Origin of the sequence: Mangrovimonas cancribranchiae (genome assembly GCF_037126245.1) — a bacterium.
Taxonomy (GTDB): domain Bacteria; phylum Bacteroidota; class Bacteroidia; order Flavobacteriales; family Flavobacteriaceae; genus Mangrovimonas; species Mangrovimonas cancribranchiae.
Genome location: NZ_CP136925.1, coordinates 1,721,156 through 1,739,831 on the forward strand (window position 1 = coordinate 1,721,156; position 18,676 = coordinate 1,739,831).

At 33.7% G+C, this 18,676-nt stretch carries 18 protein-coding genes and 1 riboswitch; of the genes, 10 read left to right on the plus strand and 8 right to left on the minus strand.

The features are described 5' to 3' along the window. The first annotated feature begins 177 nt into the window (after window positions 1-177). Both R3L15_RS07735 and R3L15_RS07740 read left to right on the plus strand, forming a co-directional pair. Window positions 178-1,038: a hypothetical protein gene (locus R3L15_RS07735; protein ID WP_338730947.1), complete on the plus strand. Its 861-nt coding sequence runs from the start codon at window positions 178-180 to the stop codon at window positions 1,036-1,038. Window positions 1,039-1,118: 80 nt separating this feature from the next. Further along, window positions 1,119-1,574 carry an SRPBCC family protein gene (locus tag R3L15_RS07740; protein WP_338730948.1) on the plus strand — a complete coding sequence of 152 codons (456 nt, stop codon included), beginning with the start codon at window positions 1,119-1,121 and terminating at the stop codon, window positions 1,572-1,574. Window positions 1,575-1,576: 2 nt separating this feature from the next. On the opposite strand, the gene R3L15_RS07745 is transcribed toward R3L15_RS07740, so the two are convergent. From R3L15_RS07745 to R3L15_RS07755, 3 genes are all read right to left on the minus strand, one after another. After that, entirely contained in the window at window positions 1,577-4,012 is a 2,436-nt protein-coding gene (locus tag R3L15_RS07745) for a T9SS type B sorting domain-containing protein (protein ID WP_338730949.1), read from the minus strand. 148 nt (window positions 4,013-4,160) lie between these two features. Next, window positions 4,161-5,393 (minus strand): glycosyltransferase family 4 protein, encoded by a 1,233-nt coding sequence (locus R3L15_RS07750; protein WP_338730951.1) that lies wholly within the window; start codon window positions 5,391-5,393, stop codon window positions 4,161-4,163. A gap of 5 nt (window positions 5,394-5,398) precedes the next feature. Beyond that, window positions 5,399-5,875 carry a heme-binding domain-containing protein gene (locus R3L15_RS07755; RefSeq protein WP_338730952.1) on the minus strand — a complete coding sequence of 159 codons (477 nt, stop codon included), beginning with the start codon at window positions 5,873-5,875 and terminating at the stop codon, window positions 5,399-5,401. Window positions 5,876-5,911: 36 nt separating this feature from the next. Here R3L15_RS07755 and R3L15_RS07760 point away from each other — a divergent pair, with 36 nt between their 5' ends. The 3 genes from R3L15_RS07760 to purB all read left to right on the plus strand — a co-directional run bounded on the left by R3L15_RS07760 (window position 5,912) and on the right by purB (window position 7,891). Beyond that, window positions 5,912-6,277 (plus strand): hypothetical protein, encoded by a 366-nt coding sequence (locus tag R3L15_RS07760; protein WP_338730954.1) that lies wholly within the window; start codon window positions 5,912-5,914, stop codon window positions 6,275-6,277. Window positions 6,278-6,333: 56 nt separating this feature from the next. Then, window positions 6,334-6,477, plus strand: coding sequence for a hypothetical protein (locus tag R3L15_RS07765; protein WP_338730955.1), 144 nt, complete (start codon window positions 6,334-6,336; stop codon window positions 6,475-6,477). A 70-nt stretch (window positions 6,478-6,547) separates the two neighbouring features. Continuing rightward, entirely contained in the window at window positions 6,548-7,891 is a 1,344-nt protein-coding gene (gene purB / locus R3L15_RS07770) for an adenylosuccinate lyase (protein WP_338730957.1), read from the plus strand. Window positions 7,892-8,142: 251 nt separating this feature from the next. Here the strand turns inward: purB and R3L15_RS07775 are convergent, their stop codons facing one another. The 4 genes from R3L15_RS07775 to R3L15_RS07790 are packed head-to-tail and all read right to left on the minus strand — an operon-like array spanning window position 8,143 to window position 10,289. Further along, window positions 8,143-8,694, minus strand: coding sequence for a DUF4252 domain-containing protein (locus R3L15_RS07775; RefSeq protein WP_338730959.1), 552 nt, complete (start codon window positions 8,692-8,694; stop codon window positions 8,143-8,145). A gap of 19 nt (window positions 8,695-8,713) precedes the next feature. Beyond that, window positions 8,714-9,298, minus strand: coding sequence for a DUF4252 domain-containing protein (locus R3L15_RS07780; RefSeq protein ID WP_338730960.1), 585 nt, complete (start codon window positions 9,296-9,298; stop codon window positions 8,714-8,716). A 3-nt stretch (window positions 9,299-9,301) separates the two neighbouring features. Beyond that, the gene (locus R3L15_RS07785) at window positions 9,302-9,793 is read right to left on the minus strand and encodes a hypothetical protein (protein ID WP_338730961.1); all 492 of its coding nucleotides are present in this window, start codon (window positions 9,791-9,793) and stop codon (window positions 9,302-9,304) included. Continuing rightward, complete coding sequence (locus tag R3L15_RS07790; RefSeq protein WP_338730962.1) at window positions 9,780-10,289, minus strand: RNA polymerase sigma factor; 510 nt, start codon at window positions 10,287-10,289, stop codon at window positions 9,780-9,782. The genes R3L15_RS07785 and R3L15_RS07790 overlap by 14 nt, the downstream gene beginning before the upstream one ends. Before the next feature lie 128 nt (window positions 10,290-10,417). Here R3L15_RS07790 and R3L15_RS07795 point away from each other — a divergent pair, with 128 nt between their 5' ends. Beyond that, window positions 10,418-11,842 (plus strand): S41 family peptidase, encoded by a 1,425-nt coding sequence (locus R3L15_RS07795; RefSeq protein ID WP_338730963.1) that lies wholly within the window; start codon window positions 10,418-10,420, stop codon window positions 11,840-11,842. 35 nt (window positions 11,843-11,877) lie between these two features. Here R3L15_RS07795 and R3L15_RS07800 read toward each other — a convergent pair whose 3' ends face one another. Continuing rightward, on the minus strand, window positions 11,878-13,806 hold the full coding sequence (locus R3L15_RS07800; RefSeq protein WP_338730964.1) for a TonB-dependent receptor plug domain-containing protein: 1,929 nt from the start codon (window positions 13,804-13,806) through the stop codon (window positions 11,878-11,880). A gap of 67 nt (window positions 13,807-13,873) precedes the next feature. Continuing rightward, window positions 13,874-14,109, minus strand: a riboswitch (cobalamin riboswitch). 67 nt (window positions 14,110-14,176) lie between these two features. Between R3L15_RS07800 and R3L15_RS07805 the strand changes: the two genes are divergently transcribed. The 4 genes from R3L15_RS07805 (at window position 14,177) to rmuC (ending at window position 18,670) form a co-directional block, all read left to right on the plus strand. Then, window positions 14,177-15,319: an ABC transporter substrate-binding protein gene (locus tag R3L15_RS07805; RefSeq protein WP_338730965.1), complete on the plus strand. Its 1,143-nt coding sequence runs from the start codon at window positions 14,177-14,179 to the stop codon at window positions 15,317-15,319. After that, entirely contained in the window at window positions 15,320-16,348 is a 1,029-nt protein-coding gene (locus tag R3L15_RS07810) for an iron ABC transporter permease (RefSeq protein WP_338730966.1), read from the plus strand. A 63-nt stretch (window positions 16,349-16,411) separates the two neighbouring features. Next, complete coding sequence (locus tag R3L15_RS07815; protein WP_338730967.1) at window positions 16,412-17,206, plus strand: ABC transporter ATP-binding protein; 795 nt, start codon at window positions 16,412-16,414, stop codon at window positions 17,204-17,206. A gap of 138 nt (window positions 17,207-17,344) precedes the next feature. Then, window positions 17,345-18,670: a DNA recombination protein RmuC gene (rmuC, locus tag R3L15_RS07820; RefSeq protein ID WP_338730968.1), complete on the plus strand. Its 1,326-nt coding sequence runs from the start codon at window positions 17,345-17,347 to the stop codon at window positions 18,668-18,670. The last annotated feature ends 6 nt before the right edge of the window (window positions 18,671-18,676 follow it).

Sequence of the window (18,676 nt, forward strand, 5' to 3'; positions counted from 1 at the left end):
TCAGCAATGTTTATACGATGCAAGAAAATGTTAAAACAAAATTGTTTATTTAATAAAATAATCGTCTTGTTTTTAATTATTTATCAACACGAAAACGTTGTAGTTGCGTTTTGAGTTAAAAATAAAACCTCGTTTTTATTATATTGTAACAACTATTAACTTATAAATCATCTATATATGAAATTAAAACTACTTTTTCTTATTTATGTAATTGCTATACCTAGCTTAATGTTTTCGCAATCTGTAGGATTTCTTGGAGGTTTTAATGGTTGGGGTAGCGATGTTAACATGAACACTTCTGATAATATCACTTTTACTATAAGTAACTATTATCTACCAGATACAGGCTTAAAATTTAGACAAGATGATAGCTGGGATAATAACTGGGGCGGCACGACGTTTCCTAATGGTACTTGGGCCGATAATGATATTCCTGTCGAAGCAGGATTTTATGATATTAGTATCGATATTGGATCTACCGAATACACCTTTACACCAGTGTCTCCATCCGATCAAAATGTGAGTATTATTGGCGATTTTAATAGCTGGGCTGGCGATGTTGTTTTAAGTACAACCGATTATATTACTTACACTGCCAACAACGTAGCTTTAACTACTGGTGAATTAAAGTTTAGACGAGATGGCAATTGGAATGTTAACTATGGTGGAACTACGCTATCTGGAACCGCTGTACCAAACTCTGGAGACAATATTCCTATACCAAGTGACAACAATTACGATATTTCATTTAACATTGATACTTTTGAATATTCCATTACCGAAAGCACAACGATGTCTATTAACGATATTTCAAAACAAAGCAAGGTATTCATTACTAATAACCAATTACATATTAGCGGCTACCAAGGTATGGCTAATATTACCGTATATGATGTATTTGGCAGAATTATTCAGCAATTCAATAATAATATAACTAACGACTTTAAAAAGCGTATTTCTTTACCAAAAAATCAGCTTTTACTTATTAAAGTTGAAGGCGAAAACCTAAAAAAGGTTATCAAAGTAATTGCGCAATAAACACACAAAACCTCATCTAACAAAAAGCGGTTGTAAATACAATCGCTTTTTTTATTACTTTTAATCAAACGTTCATTTATATGAAATATCAAGTTGAAGTTGTTGTAGCATGCCCAATAGACGAGTTTATAAAAAAGTTCGATAATATGTCTAATATGAAACATTGGCAACGAGGGTTAACATCGTATGAGTTTTTATCGGGTAATCCTGGCGAAGTTGGCTCTAAAACAAAGCTTATCTATACAATGGGAAAACGCCAAATGGTGTTAATAGAAACTATTACTAAAAAGCAACTTCCTAATGAGTTTCATGCAACTTATGATACTAAAGGGATGCATAATGTGCAAGAAAATTTTTTTAAGGAAACAGAAGATGGTCAAACTAAATGGGTATCAAAATCTGAATTTATACCTACAAAATTTACATATCGATTAATGACTTTACTTATGCCAGGTGCTTTTAAAAAACAGTCCAAGCAATATATGATGGATTTTAAAAGGTTTGTTGAAAAAGGCATTTCTGTTACAGAAAACTAGCCCTATCTTATTAAAGCAAAGTGTCCTTTTAATATTCTATGTTCTCCAACATTGGTTATCATTCTAGCCACAAACCAATAGTCTGAACCTGGTAAGTGTATTCCTTTTAAGGTACCATCCCAGCCACCTTCAAAAGGAGTTATTGTTTGTATCATTTTACCATACCTATCGTAAATTGTAATGTAAGATGTTAATTTGTATCCTTGTCCGGCGCCTTTAATATTCCAAGTGTCATTTACATTATCTCCATTGGGAGAAAAGAACTTTTGATGCCCTAAAATTGAAAATGCTATCTCAGAAACTCCACAACCAGTCTTGTCTCTAACATAAAGTGTATAACTTCCGTAAGATAAATTACTAAAGTATGGCGCGTCTTGATAAGGACCAGAACTACTTTCTATAGAAAACTCGTAGTTTCCGCTTCCTAAATGTTGTGTATTAATGGTTACACTATTAGTCTCACTAAAATCTCTAATAGAAATATCTTCATAACTTATACTAGGGCTTGAAGAGGTTACAACCGATATGTTTTTAATATCAGAAAAACACCCATTTTCATTTTCTGCAATTACAAAGTACTCTCCTCCAGAATTTACTTCTAAATTAGGCCCTGTTCCTAAAATAGCTCCAGTAATATCTAACCACTCGTAATTGTAATTTCCTTGTGGATTATATGTGTTTAGTGTGACAGATTGTTCATTAGAACAAAACACTATTCTATTATCTAACTGAAATTCTGGCTTAGACTGAACTATTAAATTTAAATGCTCACCTATACCATAACAACCGCCATTATCATCTTCAATTCTTACATAAAGAACTTCTGAAAAAGGATTTTGATTAGTATAAGGAACTGTAGCATTTATTTCATTTAATTCTAGCTGGGCATCTTCAAGAGTCTCGTAAAAATGAACACTTAAGTTTTGAGCATTAGGGAATACATCTAAAAAGTCCTGCTCTGCATCTAATAAATTAAATTCCTCTATCCCTTCTATTCCTGTGTCGCAGGCTTGTAAGGTTACTAGAAAATCATCGGGTAAAGTCGTGGTAGAAATCTCTAAATTAACCGTAACAATTTTAAAGCATCCATTTTCTCCTTCTACTCTAACATAGATTACACTGGAGTTAATATTATTATACGGATAGGCCTCTAATGTGTTTATTCCTTGATTAGCATTAGAAATATCGTCATAATATGAAATGGTGTAAGTTGATGTCTCTCCATTTGTTATTAAATCTCCTATTTCATTTAAATTGAAATTAGTAAATCCGTCGGGAATGCCATCTTCATCGCAATTATTAAATGTAATTGGCGAATTTACTTCTGGTAACGTATATACTGTAGCTGTAACAGGAACTTTTTCACCTTCCAAACAACTGTTTGCTGTTGCTAAGGCATAAAACGTAGTTGTTTCATTAATTTCAGGAGTAATAAACGTATTTCCTGTCGCAATAACATTTCCCGTTTCTGAGCTAAACCAATACACTGTACCTATTGAAGCTTCTGCTTCTAATGTTACAGTACCATTACCACAACGTTCAGCTTCTAATGTATTAATTATTCTAGGAACATTTAATTGCGTACTGGCTGATAAGTTTAACGTAGGGTCTCCAGGCATACCACCATACTCAACAATGTAACCTTTTGGTTCATAATCTCCCTCGTCGCCACCAACATTGGGTAAATCGTTCCAAGAACCTTGTATTCCTAATCCTGGTGCTGTAATATGTGCATAATCTTCTGCTCCCAAGTTATTAGGCTCACCTGTATTCCAAAAAGCATAATTTGGTGTAGATCCATTTGTCCCGCCATTCCAAAATACGGTACCAGATTCTGGACCAGTAACCCATTTCCATTCGCCTTCTGTTTCGGCATCACTTCCACCAATCCAACCTGTTCCTGCTGCTTGTTCGCCTGATAATTGTGCTTCTTCTTCAGATAGAATTGTTACTAAATAACCTTGCAACCCATAATATGTTCTATTTTCTGCTAAAACTTTTGCTTCTTCCCAAGATACACCTACATCGGCAACATACTCGTAATAATGTCCTGTAGAAGGCAAATAGTTAGCCTCACCTATGGTGAAAGAAAATGTTTTTTCAAACTCTAAATCTATTGTAGTACTTTCAAAAACGACATCGTAAACTGCCGCAATTAAATTGGTATAAGCGACTTGATTTCCCGCAATTCCTGCTAAGGTTAATTTTCCTTGATTAGCATCCCAACTTGTTTGAATATTTGGGTGCGCCCCGGTTAACTCCAAAACATCGCTACCAACTTGATAGCCTGTAGAAATTTGAATGTAAAGGGCTTCTATAGCTGTATCGTCAGGGTCATCAATATTAAAAAAAGACACAATAGGCATTTGACTTAACGGACAATAAACTTGATTTCCTGTAGCTGTAATATTTGGTGGTTGATTTTGAGAAAAACTCAAAATACTACAACATAAAAAAAACACAGTTATAAAAATACGGTTAAACAAAATAGCATTGATATTTATAAAGAAGGCTAAAAGTAATAAAATTAGATAGTCTACCTAAATTAAGAGTAGATAAATACTTGTAACAAACCCAAAACGCATCCTATTTATTCTTTTCCTCTATCCATTTGGACATAAACTTGGTACTTTGGTGATAATGATGTTGCAAAATACTTCCTAAAAAATTGTCTTGACGATGAGATTTTAAATTAGACCTTATGGCTTTTAATTTTCCCCAAAAATTATCTTGATGCTCATACTTGCAAAATCTTTGTTCTAATACTTCAAAGCCATTTTTTTGTGATTCTTCCCAGAAAGATTGCTGTCTATAAAGCTGGATTGTTTTTTCTACAAACTCATTAACATCATCACTTACAAAGCCGTTTGGTTGAGATGTTCCAAACATACCTTCGGCTGCAATACTAGACATAGCACACGGTGTTCCATTTTTCATGGCATCTATTAATTTGCCTTTTAAACCAGCACCAAACTGTAACGGCGCTAAACATACACGAGACGATTGCATTACGTCATCTAAATCATCAACGAATCCTTTAATTAAAAACCCTTCTTTTTCATGATGTAATTGAGTGACTTTTTGCGATTGATAAGCTCCATAAATATGAAGTTTGGCATTAGGAAGTTGTGCTTTAATTTTTGGCCAAATAGTTCGCTTTAAATATAAAACCGATTGATAATTAGGAGCGTGCAAAAATGTACCGACAGTAATAAAATGTTCTCTTGATTTGTACTTAGGCAATTTTGCTATTTCTTTCTTGGGAATCGCAGGCAACATAAAAGGCAAATACAATAAAAGAGATGTATTAACATGAAACTTTTCTTGCAACAACGTCATCTCATATTCCGAAATAATTAAACTTAAATCGCAACGTAATATACTGGCTATTTCACGTTTTGCGGTATCGTTATAGAGATAATCATTATTAAATAATTCTTTATCTTTAAAGGCTTTCTGCCTCCCTTTTCGTAAAAAGTGTAAATCCTCTGTATCTAGTACTCTTATAGCGTTGGGGCAACATTCTGCCACACGCCAACCAAACTGCTCTTCGGTTAAAAACCTATCAAATAAAACGATGTCTGGTTTTAAATCTGCTAGAAAATCATCAAAACTAGAATTGTTTAGTTCAACCTCAACTTCATGGGCACCTATTTGCTTTAAGTTAAAGGCATTTTGGGTTTTCTTGGTTGTTGTAGCAAATGTCACATCATAATTATGTGATAAAAAAAATGCTATTAACTGCATCATTCTGCTTCCAGCTGCAGAACTTTTTGGTTCTGGCCATACAAAGCCAATTATTAAAAGTTTGTGTTTCAAAATAACTATTCTGGTCTTGGCTCTAAGGAATATTTAAACTTTACTTTATTAACCCAAGCTACAACAGCATCTATTTGCGCATCGGAAAGTTTTGCTTCTTTATGTACCCATGTATAAGACTCTAAAGGCATTTCTTTTTTTTCAACTAGCTCGGCTACTTCTTCTAATTTATGTGCTTTCTTTTTTGCCGAATACGATTCCCATTTCGAAAAATCTAATTCTTCTTTTCCGTGTTCTATATGACCGTTTAACCAATAGTTAACAGGAGTAATTTTACTATACCAAGGATATCTTGTAACACTACTATGGCAATCAAAACACGTTTCTTTTAAAATTAACTTAACGTCTTCTGGTGGATTTGTCTCTGCTAAAAAGGGCTCTAACGTGACTAAATCGCCATCATTTTTTTCTGGTCCAAAAAATTGCGCTATAACAAATACTGCTAAGAGCAAAAACAAGATTTTCTTTAAAGTATTTTTCATTTTGATTAGATTTAGAGATAAAAATAGAAAAAAGCCTTGACAACAAAACAACTTTACGAAGAATTAAATTACGTTAACCATTCTAGAGAAAAGCGCTTACAGTATGCCAATTTACTTCTAAACAACACTTATTTAGTTCCTAAAACTTTAGATATTTTATTTATGACAGATGATAAAATATCGTGTCGTGCAGCTTGGATTTTAGAGTTTATGTGTGGAGAACAACTAGATGCTATTATTCCGCATTTAGATTATTTTACAAAAAACATGAAATATGTCCATTTCGATTCGGCTGTACGTCCAGTAGCAAAAATTTGCGAATATCTGGCCAAAGCCTATTATGCTAAAACAGATAACGCTATAAAACAAACGTTAACACCCCCCATAAAGAACGTATTATAGAAGTTTGTTTTGATTATATGATTAATGATGAAAAAATCGCACCGAAAGCTTATTCTATGAATACGCTATTTTTATTTGGGCAAGATTACGATTGGATTCACCCGGAACTTGCTTTAATTTTAGAACGCGACTATCACATACAAAGTTCGGGCTTTAAAGCACGTGCTAAACATATTTTAAAAAAAATAAAGAAATCTTAAAAACGATTACTTACACTTCACTCTTCTACTTAAAACCGTTATCTTTGCCACTTCTTTAAAACAACACATCATGACGTTAACACAACTAAACGCCATATCGCCAATTGACGGTAGATACCGAAACAAAGCCGAAGCGCTTGCAACATATTTTTCTGAAGAAGCACTTATTAAATACCGTGTTCTTGTAGAAATTGAATACTTTATTGCGTTATGCGAAATTCCGTTGCCGCAATTAAATAGCTTTGACCACACACTTTTTGAAGCGTTAAGAAATATATATAAAGAATTTACCGCCGAAGATGCGCTACAAATTAAAACCATAGAAAATGTTACTAATCACGATGTAAAAGCCGTTGAATATTTTATAAAAGAAAAATTCGATGCTTTAAACATTTCTGAATACAAAGAGTTTATTCATTTTGGGTTAACATCGCAAGACATTAACAATACTGCCATTCCTTTAAGTATTAAAGAAGCAATGAACGATGTTTATGTACCTGAATATTTTAAAACGTTAAACACGCTTAAAGAGCTAGTTATAGAATGGAAAGACATTTCTATGTTAGCAAGAACACATGGGCAACCAGCTTCGCCAACCCGATTAGGAAAGGAAATTGATGTTTTTGTAAAGCGTTTAGAGGAACAATTTAATTTATTAAACGATATTCCAAGTGCTGCCAAATTTGGAGGAGCCACAGGAAATTACAATGCGCATAAAGTCGCTTATCCTAACATAGACTGGAAAGCCTTTGGTAGTAAATTTGTTCAAGAAAAATTAGGCCTTTACCATTCGTTTCCAACAACACAAATTGAGCATTACGACCATATGGCAGCGTTATTTGATTGTTTAAAGCGTATAAATACCATTATTATAGATTTAAATCGCGATATATGGACATACGTTTCTATGGACTACTTTAAGCAAAAGATTAAAAAAGGTGAAGTTGGAAGTAGTGCCATGCCACACAAAGTAAATCCTATAGATTTTGAAAATTCTGAAGGTAACTTAGGTATTGCCAATGCCGTATTCGAGCATTTAGCAGCAAAGCTTCCTATATCTAGATTACAAAGAGACCTTACTGATAGTACCGTTTTAAGAAATGCTGGCGTACCATTTGCGCATACAATTATTGGGTTTAAAAGCACACTTAAAGGCTTAAATAAACTCCTTCTTAATGAGGCTAAGTTTAATGAAGATTTAGAAAACAACTGGGCTGTTGTTGCCGAAGCTATTCAAACTATTTTGCGTCGTGAAGGTTATCCAAATCCTTACGAAGCTTTAAAAGGATTAACTAGAACCAATGAAAAAATAACACAACAATCTATTTCGGAATTTATTGATACTTTAGAGGTCTCTAACGAGATTAAAAATGAGTTAAAAAATATTACACCAAGCAATTACACGGGTATTTAATTTATGTTAACAGACAAACAATCTTTAGCCCTTTGTGCTTTTGTATTTTTGGGGTTTTCCTTTTTTGGAATTTTAGATTTATTAGATAACTATGCCATTTCTGGCACGCTGTTACTCTGTTTTATTCTGGTTATTGTTAATTTGATAATTAACAAATCCTCTGGCAAAAGCGAGGATGAAACTCAAGATAACTAATACAAAAAGGCTCGCAATGCGAGCCTTTTATTTTTAAAAACTATAACGTCTAGCTTTTAAATATTTTTAAAGAAACTTTCTAGTCCTTTTAACTGTGTTGTATCAATATCGGCTTCTCTAATGGCTTTTGTTAACGTAACTATTTTACTTGGTGACATATTATCACCTAAAACTCTTACTATACCAAAGCCCATCTCTTTAGAACTTCCAAAAACTACAAACTCATCTACACTATCGTCTTCGCCTAAATATTTTATAACAACTTTTCCACCGCGATCGTTAAATTCCATCAAATCTTTATACTTCGTATCATTTAAAATGGTTTTTACTTTTGCAACTTCAGTATTATAGGTTGTTAAATTACCAGAGTCTTTAATTTTATATCCTAAAAAGTTTAATTTGTCAACAGACTCGTAAGCGGCTTTTTGCTCTTCTGTTAATGTAGCCGTATCAAAAGTAACTATTGATGTTGGCAAATCTGCTGATGTAAAATCTGGGGTTTCCTGTCGGTCTACAAAATAGGTTTGTAACGTTTCTCCCGAATTACAGCTTGCTAGCATAACACATGCTAGCAAACCATAAAGGTATTTTTTGATTGATTGTATCATAATTCGATATAATTATTTATTATTTCTTCTCCTCAAGGTGTTCGCCTCCTGGAATATTCATTTTTTTGGTAAGTCTTGAAATTTGATTCAAGTCGATGTCTCCTGTTAAAGAAACAATTACAGTTTCAACATTTCGTTTCTTACCGTTAACTTCAATATCTGCCCCTTTTGTTACTTGAGAAAGACCATTAACAAACATTAAAAATTCACTTACATGATCTTCATCTTTACCTTCTTTTATGTAAAACTTCATTTCTACACCATCGTCTTTAACTTCCATTAATTCACTTAAAGAACTTTTGCGTGATGTTACCCAACCTACAACATCTTTAGATATCGATTCGTTATCTGTAACAATAGTTTTAAAACTGGTAATGCTATTTACCATATTAAGGTACTCTTGTGCTTCTGGATCATCGGTATTAATATCCATCTTCGCTAACATTTGGAACATTTTAGGTTTAATAGACACGTAAGTTACCTCGGGATTTTCGCTGTATTTAGCAAAAATATCTTGTGCCATACCTGTTAACGGCAATAACATAATTGCCATAATTAAAAGTGCTATTCTATTTTTCATTGTATTACTATTTATTAAATTCATGATTTACTTTTTAAAAATTAAACTAGTTGTTTTATCCATTTCGTTAAGGTAACCTACATTAGAAACACCTTTGTTATACGTATTTAAGTACTCTAATTGTTTAGCGCCTTTATTGAAATTACTTGAGATTAGCTCTAACGACTGTACAAGTTGGTTATAAGCTACTTTTGGGTCGTCATAGGTTCCAAGGTCTTCTTGTTGTTGAAATACATTAGACTTAAAATAAAACCCAATTAAAAGAACGGCTACAGCTGCGACAGAAATCCATTTAGTATAAGTATAAAAAGATACACTGCGTTTAGATTGTAATGGAACGTCTTTGGTAAACTGCTCTTTTTCATTTACTAAAAAATAAGTAAACATAGCTTTGTAACTCTCAAGGTGTGGCGGTACAGTTTCGTTTGTAAAATAGTGTTTTAACTGTTGCTCTTCTTGAAGCGTTGTTTCGCCATTGTCGTATTTTTCTAGTAATTTTTCTATATTATTTAATACCATAATTATGCGTATTAGTTAATTTTTCTCGTATTGCTTTTCTTGCTCGTGATAAGGCCACTCTAACTGCTGTGTTATTCATGTTTAGCATTTTGGCTATTTCGTCGTAATCGTATTGTTCGATATCTCTTAGTTGAATAACCATTTTTTGTTGTTCGGGTAATTCTTCTATAATTTTTGAGACCCAATTCACACTATCATTAACTTCTATTTCTTTTTGTAACGATACATTGTGATCTTTATAATTACTATGAACAATTTTTAAATTTTGCGCTTGTTTCGACTTTAATTTATCCAAGCAAAAGTTTTTAGTCATGGTCATAGAAAACGCTTCAACGTTCTTATAACTTTCTATTTTAGCTTTGTTTTTCCACAACTTTATAAGGATTTCCTGTGTGGCATCTTCCGCTTCTTCCGTAGACACCAACAATCGTTTTGCTAAACGAAACACCTTATCCTTAAAAGGCATGACTATATTTAAAAATTCGTTTTGGTTCATTTTTTTGGTTAGCTAAAATAACTTTTACTGCTATTTACCTTTACGACGATTAAGTATCTTTTTTGTTACAAAAAAATTTTCATTCCGTTTTAAAGTAAGTATTTTTAAAGGGTGAAATTTATTTTGTTATGAAAAAAACGTACCTCATTTTATTATTAATGGCATTAACTCTATCGTCCTGCTTTGATGATTTAGACGATAGTCCCGCTACAACACAAGATATTAATGACTTTGTTTATCGCGGTATGAACATTTTTTATTTATATAAATATAATGTTCAAGAATTAGAAACCAACTTATCGCAAACGTCAAATTACAATAGTTACTTAAATAGCTATTCCTCTCCAGAAACTTTTTTTGAAAGTTTAATTTATCAACGCGAAACGGTTGACAAGTTTAGCTGGATTACAAACAATTACATTGCCTTAGAGCAACAATTAAACAGTGGCACAAACCTAAGTAATGGCTTGGAATTTAATTTTTATTACGAACCAGGAAGCAATACCAATGTTTTTGCTATTATCAGGTTAGTTTTAAATAATAGCGAAGCTTCTAGTCAAGGCTTACAGCGCGGACAAATTATTCATGCGGTGAATGGTACCGAATTAACAGCTAATAACATTTCATCACTTTTTAACCAAAATAATTACACTCTTAATTTTGCCGATTATAATGACAATGGCACTCCAGAAAATAACGATGATTTTATAGAACCTAACAACACAAGTGTTTCGTTGTCTAAAACAGTTTATACTGAAAATCCCGTTTATAAAACCGAAATTATCGATGTTAATGGTGAAAACTTAGGCTATTTGGCTTACAACAGTTTTACCCCAGATTTTAATACCCAATTAAATAACGCCTTTGCAACCTTTCAAGCTAATAATGTGCAACATTTAGTTTTAGATTTAAGGTATAATCCTGGAGGTTCTGTTAACTCGGCAACACTCTTAGGAAGCATGGTTACAGGACAGTTTAACAGCGATGTTTTTGCGAAATTAAACTACAATGCCGATTTACAAGCCAATAACACTGTTTACAATTTCAGTAACAGTTTTAATGGCACCTCCATTAACAACTTAAATCTAGATAAAGTTTATGTGCTAACATCAGGTAGTTCGGCATCGGCAAGTGAAATGATTATTAATAGTTTACAATCGTATATAGATGTTGTACAAATTGGAAGTTCTACCACAGGTAAATCGCAAGCCTCAATAACTATTTATGATTCGCCCGATTATTTAAGCAGAAGCGAAGCTAACCCAACACATACATATGCTATGCAACCTCTTGTAGCTATTACTGTTAATACTAACGATGAACAAGTTCCTTCTACTGGTTTAACGCCAAACATTGAAGTTATAGAAGACCCTAAAAACTATGGTGTTTTAGGTCATGAAAACGAACCATTATTAGCAGCTGCTATTGCAGATATTTTAGGTACAGGAAGAACGGCTCCTTCTTCTTTTGAAAAAGCAAAACCTATCTCTACAAGAATAAACTTATCTCCTTTTGAAGATAATATGCATATTTCTCCTGAAGATATTAAATAACAAAAAAGCCGCTCTAAGTGAGCGGCTTTTTTGTTTTATAAACTTAAATTAAACCCAATGTTTACGTTTCGACCCCGTGTGGTATAACCATACAATTCTTGATAATCTTCATTAAAGATATTGTTTACGTTGGCAAACAATTTCAGTTTGTTGTCCAAAATAGTATGACTCACATAAAAATCTAACAAACTATAGCTTTCTAAAGTAACATCCTCTGTAGCAAATGTTATGTTGTTAAAATACGCTTCATTTCTATCGTCGTTATACTGATAAGATAAACTCAAAAAGGTATTCTTTAAAACATTATAATCCAATCGCGCGTTTCCTTTAAATTCTGGAATACGCAGATTTAAATCGTCTTCAACCTTGGTGTAGGTCACATTAGCATTCAATCTTAAAGCCTTCGTAATATTATAGTTAGCTGAAAATTCTAATCCGCAAGCTGTAAAATCATCAGCAACATTATCATACTGATAGACAAAACTTCCCATATCTACATAATCGATAAAATTAGTTTCGTTTCTAGTAAAATACACCAAGCTTAGGGTTGCTTTATCTTTAATTCCTGCTTCTACACCCACTTCTATAGTTTCATTTTCTTCAGGTTTTAAATCGGCATTACCATAAGCAGGTTCAAATAACTGGTACAATGATGGCGTAATGTAAGCTGTACTGTAGCTAGCCATTCCTTTTAAGTATCCAAAACCAAATGCTTTTCTATAAGATGGGTTTATATTATACACCACGTGATTGCCGTATTCGCTATGATTATTTAAACGTGCACCTGCATTGACGTTTAGCCCAAAATCTGACACATACACCACATTGGCATATGGATCGATACTATTAAATGTCGCAGTTTCTGGATTAATGCTTTGCTCTAAAGTTGATGCTCCAAATGGAATCACATAGCTTTCCATATCGTTTTCCTGAAAGTTCACACCCAAAATGGTATAAAATTTATCGTTGAAGTTATACCTATTAAAAAGATCTGCCACCAAACTAGTCGCGAAATACTCTGCTGGATATCCAGATTCTATCACGCGTTCTACATCATTATACGCAGCATTTAAAGTAATGCTTCCTTTGTTGTAGGTAAACTCAGGAGCAATCCCAATGCGATATTGCTTACTAGTTGAGCGATTATCGGCATCCATAAACGTGGAAGCATCATCAAAATCGGCCTTAAACTTATCAAAACCAGCATAAGCCGTAAACTTAAACTGTTTTGAAAACGCATACCCTAACTTTACATTTCCGTTAATAGAATTGTAAACATCAGATTCTGTTCCCTTAGACATTGCTGATAATCCATCGGTATATTGATTGCCAAAGCTAGCCAAATAGTTAAAATCACCTAAAGTACCATTTACAGAAACATTGTTTCTAAAATCTTCTACCGCATAGTTGTTATCGTCTTGCGATTGATTGGTACCAAAAACACTTCTAAAATTAGCCGTAACCTTATCTTTTGAAGCGTCTTTCAATTTAATATTAATTACAGCTGTGGCGGCTCCTGTACCATATAATGTACTAGAAGCGCCTTTTAAGATTTCAATGCTTTCTACCTGATCTGGATTAAGTAAACGTAAATCAAAATCGTTAGCAATTTGCGATGGATCTGTAAGCGCAATACCATCAATAAGCACCAACACTTGACGGTTTCTACCACCACGAACATAATATGCTAAATTTTGACCAGCATTACTTTTAGTACCATTAATTTCAACACCAGCAGTTGTATTAATAATTTCTGCAATGGTTTTACCCTGTAAATGCTGAAGCTGTTCTTGAGTGATTTTGGTAATCACTTTACCAGAATTTTCGCGCTTTAGATTAAATTTTGAGTCGGTAATCACGACTTCATCTAATTGTTCTACCTGTGTAGAATCGGTTTGTTGCTGTGCAAATCCCAAAAATGATGCCGCACAAAACGCCCCAAAAAACAACGTTTTTTTGTTCATTTTAAAATAAATTGTTCGAGAAAGTATGGTAATGCATACTCAAACTTTTATCCCGAAAGTTCGACTTAATTTGTTTTGAAAAAATGGCAGGTCTCCTGACTTACATTTAGCTGTTTTACCTTCCCAGTTTTTACCAGTGGTTTTTTTGAAGTAAACAGCAACTCTTTTTAAGAGATGCCCAATCAATTTGGGTTATATGCTTACAGTTGCGGGAACAGTTCTGGACTTGAACGACAATCTCACCAGATTCCCTTTTAATCAGTATTGCAAAGACAACACTGAACCAAAATTCGCTGCAAAACTAAACAATTTGTACTATGTTTTAGCTATAAGATGAAATAATATTACTTTTGAATGAAATTTCAACATTTTGAAAAAACTATTCTTATTTATTACACTTTTAGGTTTTGTGGCTTGCAAAAATGAGCCTAAAACGATTGACAACAGTAAGCAAGATATCGTCATATCAGATTTTAAATATGCTAAGGGCTTTCATATTACTTCCAATAAAAATTTTAAAGTTTTAACCATTAAAAATCCGTGGCCAAAAGCCGAAAAATCATACAAATACGCCTTGGTAAATCGTAATATTTTGCCAACAATTACATTAAACAAAAATGAATTTGATGGTATTATTCCTACACCAGTAGAAAAAATAGTTGTGACCTCTACCACGCACATTCCAGCATTGGAATTATTGGGTGTTGAACAAACGCTTGTCGGTTTTCCTGGCACCGATTATGTATCTTCTGAAAAAACGCGCGCCTTAATAGACAATGAAAATATTAGGGAGTTAGGTAAAAACGAAGGCATTAACACCGAAGTATTGTTAGAACTACAACCCGAAGTTGTTGTTGGTTTTGGTATAGATGGCAATAACAAAACCTTTGAAACCATTAAAAAATCAGGAATTCCCGTGATATACAATGGCGATTGGGTAGAAGCATCACCTTTGGCAAAAGCCGAATGGATTAAGTTTTTTGGTGTCTTGTTCAACAAAACAGTAAAAGCAGACTCCATTTTTAACACGATTGAAAAAAATTATAATGAAGCCAAGCAACTCGCTTCAAAAGTTAAAAGAACGCCAACAGTTTTAAGTGGCGCTTTACACAAAGATGTTTGGTATTTACCAAGTGGTACTAGTCCAGAAGCTCAACTTTTAAAAGATGCTAATGTAAACTACTTATGGCAAAATACTAGTGCAGAAGGCAGCTTGGCCTTAAGTTTTGAAGCGGTTTTCACCAAGGCCAAAAATGCCGATATTTGGTTAAGTCCGTCGTATTATAATTCATTGGAATCTTTAAAAAACGCTAACGAACACTACACGGAATTTGACGCCTTTAAAAACAAAAAAGTGTATTCGTTTGTAAATGTTACAGGAGCAACTGGTGGTGTGACCTATTATGAAAAAGGTACCGCTAGACCAGATTTGGTTTTAAAAGATATTATTAAAGTTTGTCACCCCAATATATTACCAAGTTACGAAACATACTTTTTTAAACCACTAGAATAATTGCCTAACCAAAACACATACACGTTACCGTTTGTAGTCTTAGCCTTGCTATTGATTTTTTGCTTTTTAGGAAACATTAGTTTAGGCTCGGTATCCATTCCGTTGTCTTCGGTTTTTAAAAGTTTATTTACCTCTATTGAGAACGAATCGTGGCAATATATTATTCTTAATTATCGATTACCTAAAGCATTTACAGCAATTTTAGTAGGTTCTGGATTAGGGATTTCTGGGCTGTTAATGCAAACCTTATTTAGAAACCCACTCGCTGGACCATTTGTTTTAGGTATTAGTTCTGGAGCTAGTTTAGGCGTTGCTATTGCTATACTTGGCGCCGGTATTTTTGGAGGAAGTTTAGCTACGTTATTACTTTCAAAATGGAGTGTGGTACTTGCTGCAAGTCTAGGAAGTTTTTTAGTATTATTATCCGTTTTGGCAGTATCTTTAAAAGTTAGAGACACGATGGCCATATTAATCATAGGGTTGATGTTTGGCAGTATTACAGCGGCTGTTGTAAGTGTTCTTGCTTATTTTAGTTCTGCCGAACAATTGCAACAATACATTTTTTGGGGCTTTGGTAGTTTAGGGAACCTCTCTTGGAACGAACTGCTTATTTTCTTTTGCATTTACCTTTTAGGTTTAGTTATGAGTATTGTTTCCATTAAAGCGCTTAACACACTTTTGTTAGGTGAAAATTATGCTAAAAGTTTAGGGTTAAACATTAACAGAAGTCGATTTATCATCATTATTGCAACAAGTTTATTAGCAGGTACCATTACGGCTTTTGCTGGTCCAATTGCGTTTATTGGATTGGCTATTCCTCACATTGTAAGACAAGTTTTTACAACGTCTAACCATAAAGTATTATTACCCGCCGTATTTTTGCTTGGCGCCATTGTTATGCTTATTTGCGATAGTATTGCACAATTACCAACAAGCGATTACACCTTGCCAATAAATGCCATTACATCGTTAATTGGTGCGCCAGTTGTGATTTGGCTATTAGTTAGAAAACGAAAAATGATGTTTTAAATGAGAATCTAGAGTCAGGACAAAAGAAGCAAGAGTCAAGACTAATAGAAAATCAATAGATTAATGACAAAAACAGCACAACATACCATTTTAAAAACCAAGAATCTAACTATTGGTTACGCTTCAAAAAAGCAGCAAACTGTAATTGCTTCTGGTATTGATATTAATTTACGTCAAGGTGAATTGGTTGGATTAGTTGGTGCCAATGGTATTGGAAAATCTACCTTATTACGTACGCTTACCAAAGTACAAGAACCTTTGAGTGGCTCAGTTTTTATTAACAACAAATTACTTTCTGAAACAACTCATCTAGAGCTTTCTAAACGTTTAAGTGTGGTTTTAACTGAGCAACCAGCCTCTAAAAACCTCACTGTTTTTGAGCTTATCGCCTTAGGCAGGCAACCTTATACCAATTGGGTTGGTAAGCTCTCAGGAAATGATTCAGCTATTATTGAAAAAGCATTAACACAAACCAATATTAAGTCATTAAAAAATAAAAAATGTTTTGAATTGAGCGATGGCCAACTTCAAAAAGTTATGATTGCACGCGCCTTGGCTCAAGATACCAGCTTGATTATTCTAGATGAACCCACAACACATCTAGATATGTATCACAAAGCCTATATTTTAAAACTACTTAAAACACTAGCTAAAGACACCAACAAAACCATTCTATTTTCTTCACACGAGATTGATTTAGCCATTCAATTATGTGATAGAATGGTCGTTATGACACCCAATAATGTGGTTTCCGATACGCCTTGCAACCTGATTTCCAAAGGAACATTTAACGACTTGTTTCCAGAAGATATGATTACTTTTGATAATAAAACAGGAAGTTTTCGGGTAAAGAAATAGCGTTTGGTTAGCAATAACAATGTTCTATAGGTCAATCATAAAATCTTTCAAATTCAATTTCGTCTTCGTTCTTCAAACTAAATAAATTATCTTTGATAAAATTCGACTAAAAAAATTCCTTTACTACGATAAATACTTATGAACGATAGCTTAATTCTTATCCTTGCCATTATTTTTTCAGCTGCAATTGGCGGTTACATTGGCCTAACTATTGCCAAACTTAAAAGCAAAAGTGACAAAAGCACACTCGAAGAGCGCCAAAATCAGTTAAATAACACGATTAGTGAATTAAAGGAAACTCTAAGTAAAATTGAGACCGATCGGGAAGCCATCCGTAAGGAAAAAGAGTTTTTAAATGCCGAATTAACACGTCGTAATGCCGATTTTGAAAACCTGCAACTGCAAAACAAAAAACGTGATAAAGAACTGGAAGAACGCCAAGAACAGTTAAGAAATGAGTTTAAAATTTTGGCCAATACTATTCTTGAGGAAAAATCAAGCAAATTCACCGAGCAGAACAAAGAAAACATCAAACAAATCTTAAATCCGTTACAGGAAAAAATTAAAACCTTTGAGGACAAAGTTGAAAAATCTCAGAAGGAAAGCATTAGTATGCATTCGGCTTTAAAAGAGCAACTTTTAGGACTGAAAGACCTTAACCAAAAAATGACTCAAGAAGCCAACAACCTTACCAAAGCGTTAAAAGGCGATAGCAAAATGCAAGGGAATTGGGGCGAATTGGTCTTGGAACGTGTTTTGGAAAAATCTGGTTTGGAAAAAGACCGCGAGTATGTGGTACAGCAAAACTTTAACCGCGAAGATGGATCGCGCGTTATGCCAGATGTGGTGTTACATTTACCCGATGGCAAACGTATGATTATTGACAGTAAAGTATCCTTAACCGATTACGAGCGCTTTGCCAATGCCGAAGACGACGACAAACCTTTACATTTAAAAGCACACGTAAATTCCATAAAAAAGCACGTCGATCAACTTTCGGCTAAAAAATATGAAGATTTATACGATATGGAATCGCCAGATTTTGTGTTGATGTTTATTCCCATAGAACCCGCTTTTGCCATTGCTTTAAACGAAGACAACACGCTTTACAACAAGGCTTTTGAAAAAAATATTGTTATCGTTACACCATCTACGCTTTTAGCAACCTTACGAACTGTTGACACGATGTGGAACAACGAAAAACAACAACGTAATGCTCTTGAAATTGCTAAACAAGCCGGTGCACTTTACGATAAATTTGAAGGTTTAGTAACCGACCTAACAGGTGTTGGTAAAAAAATAGACGCAGCCAAAAGCGATTATTCCGCAGCAATGAATAAATTAGTAGAAGGTCGTGGTAACCTTATTGGTCGTGTTGAAAAACTGAAAAAAATGGGCGCCAAAGCTAAAAAATCGTTACCAGAACCTATTTTAAAACGTGCTATTAACGACGAAGACGAATAACTTTAT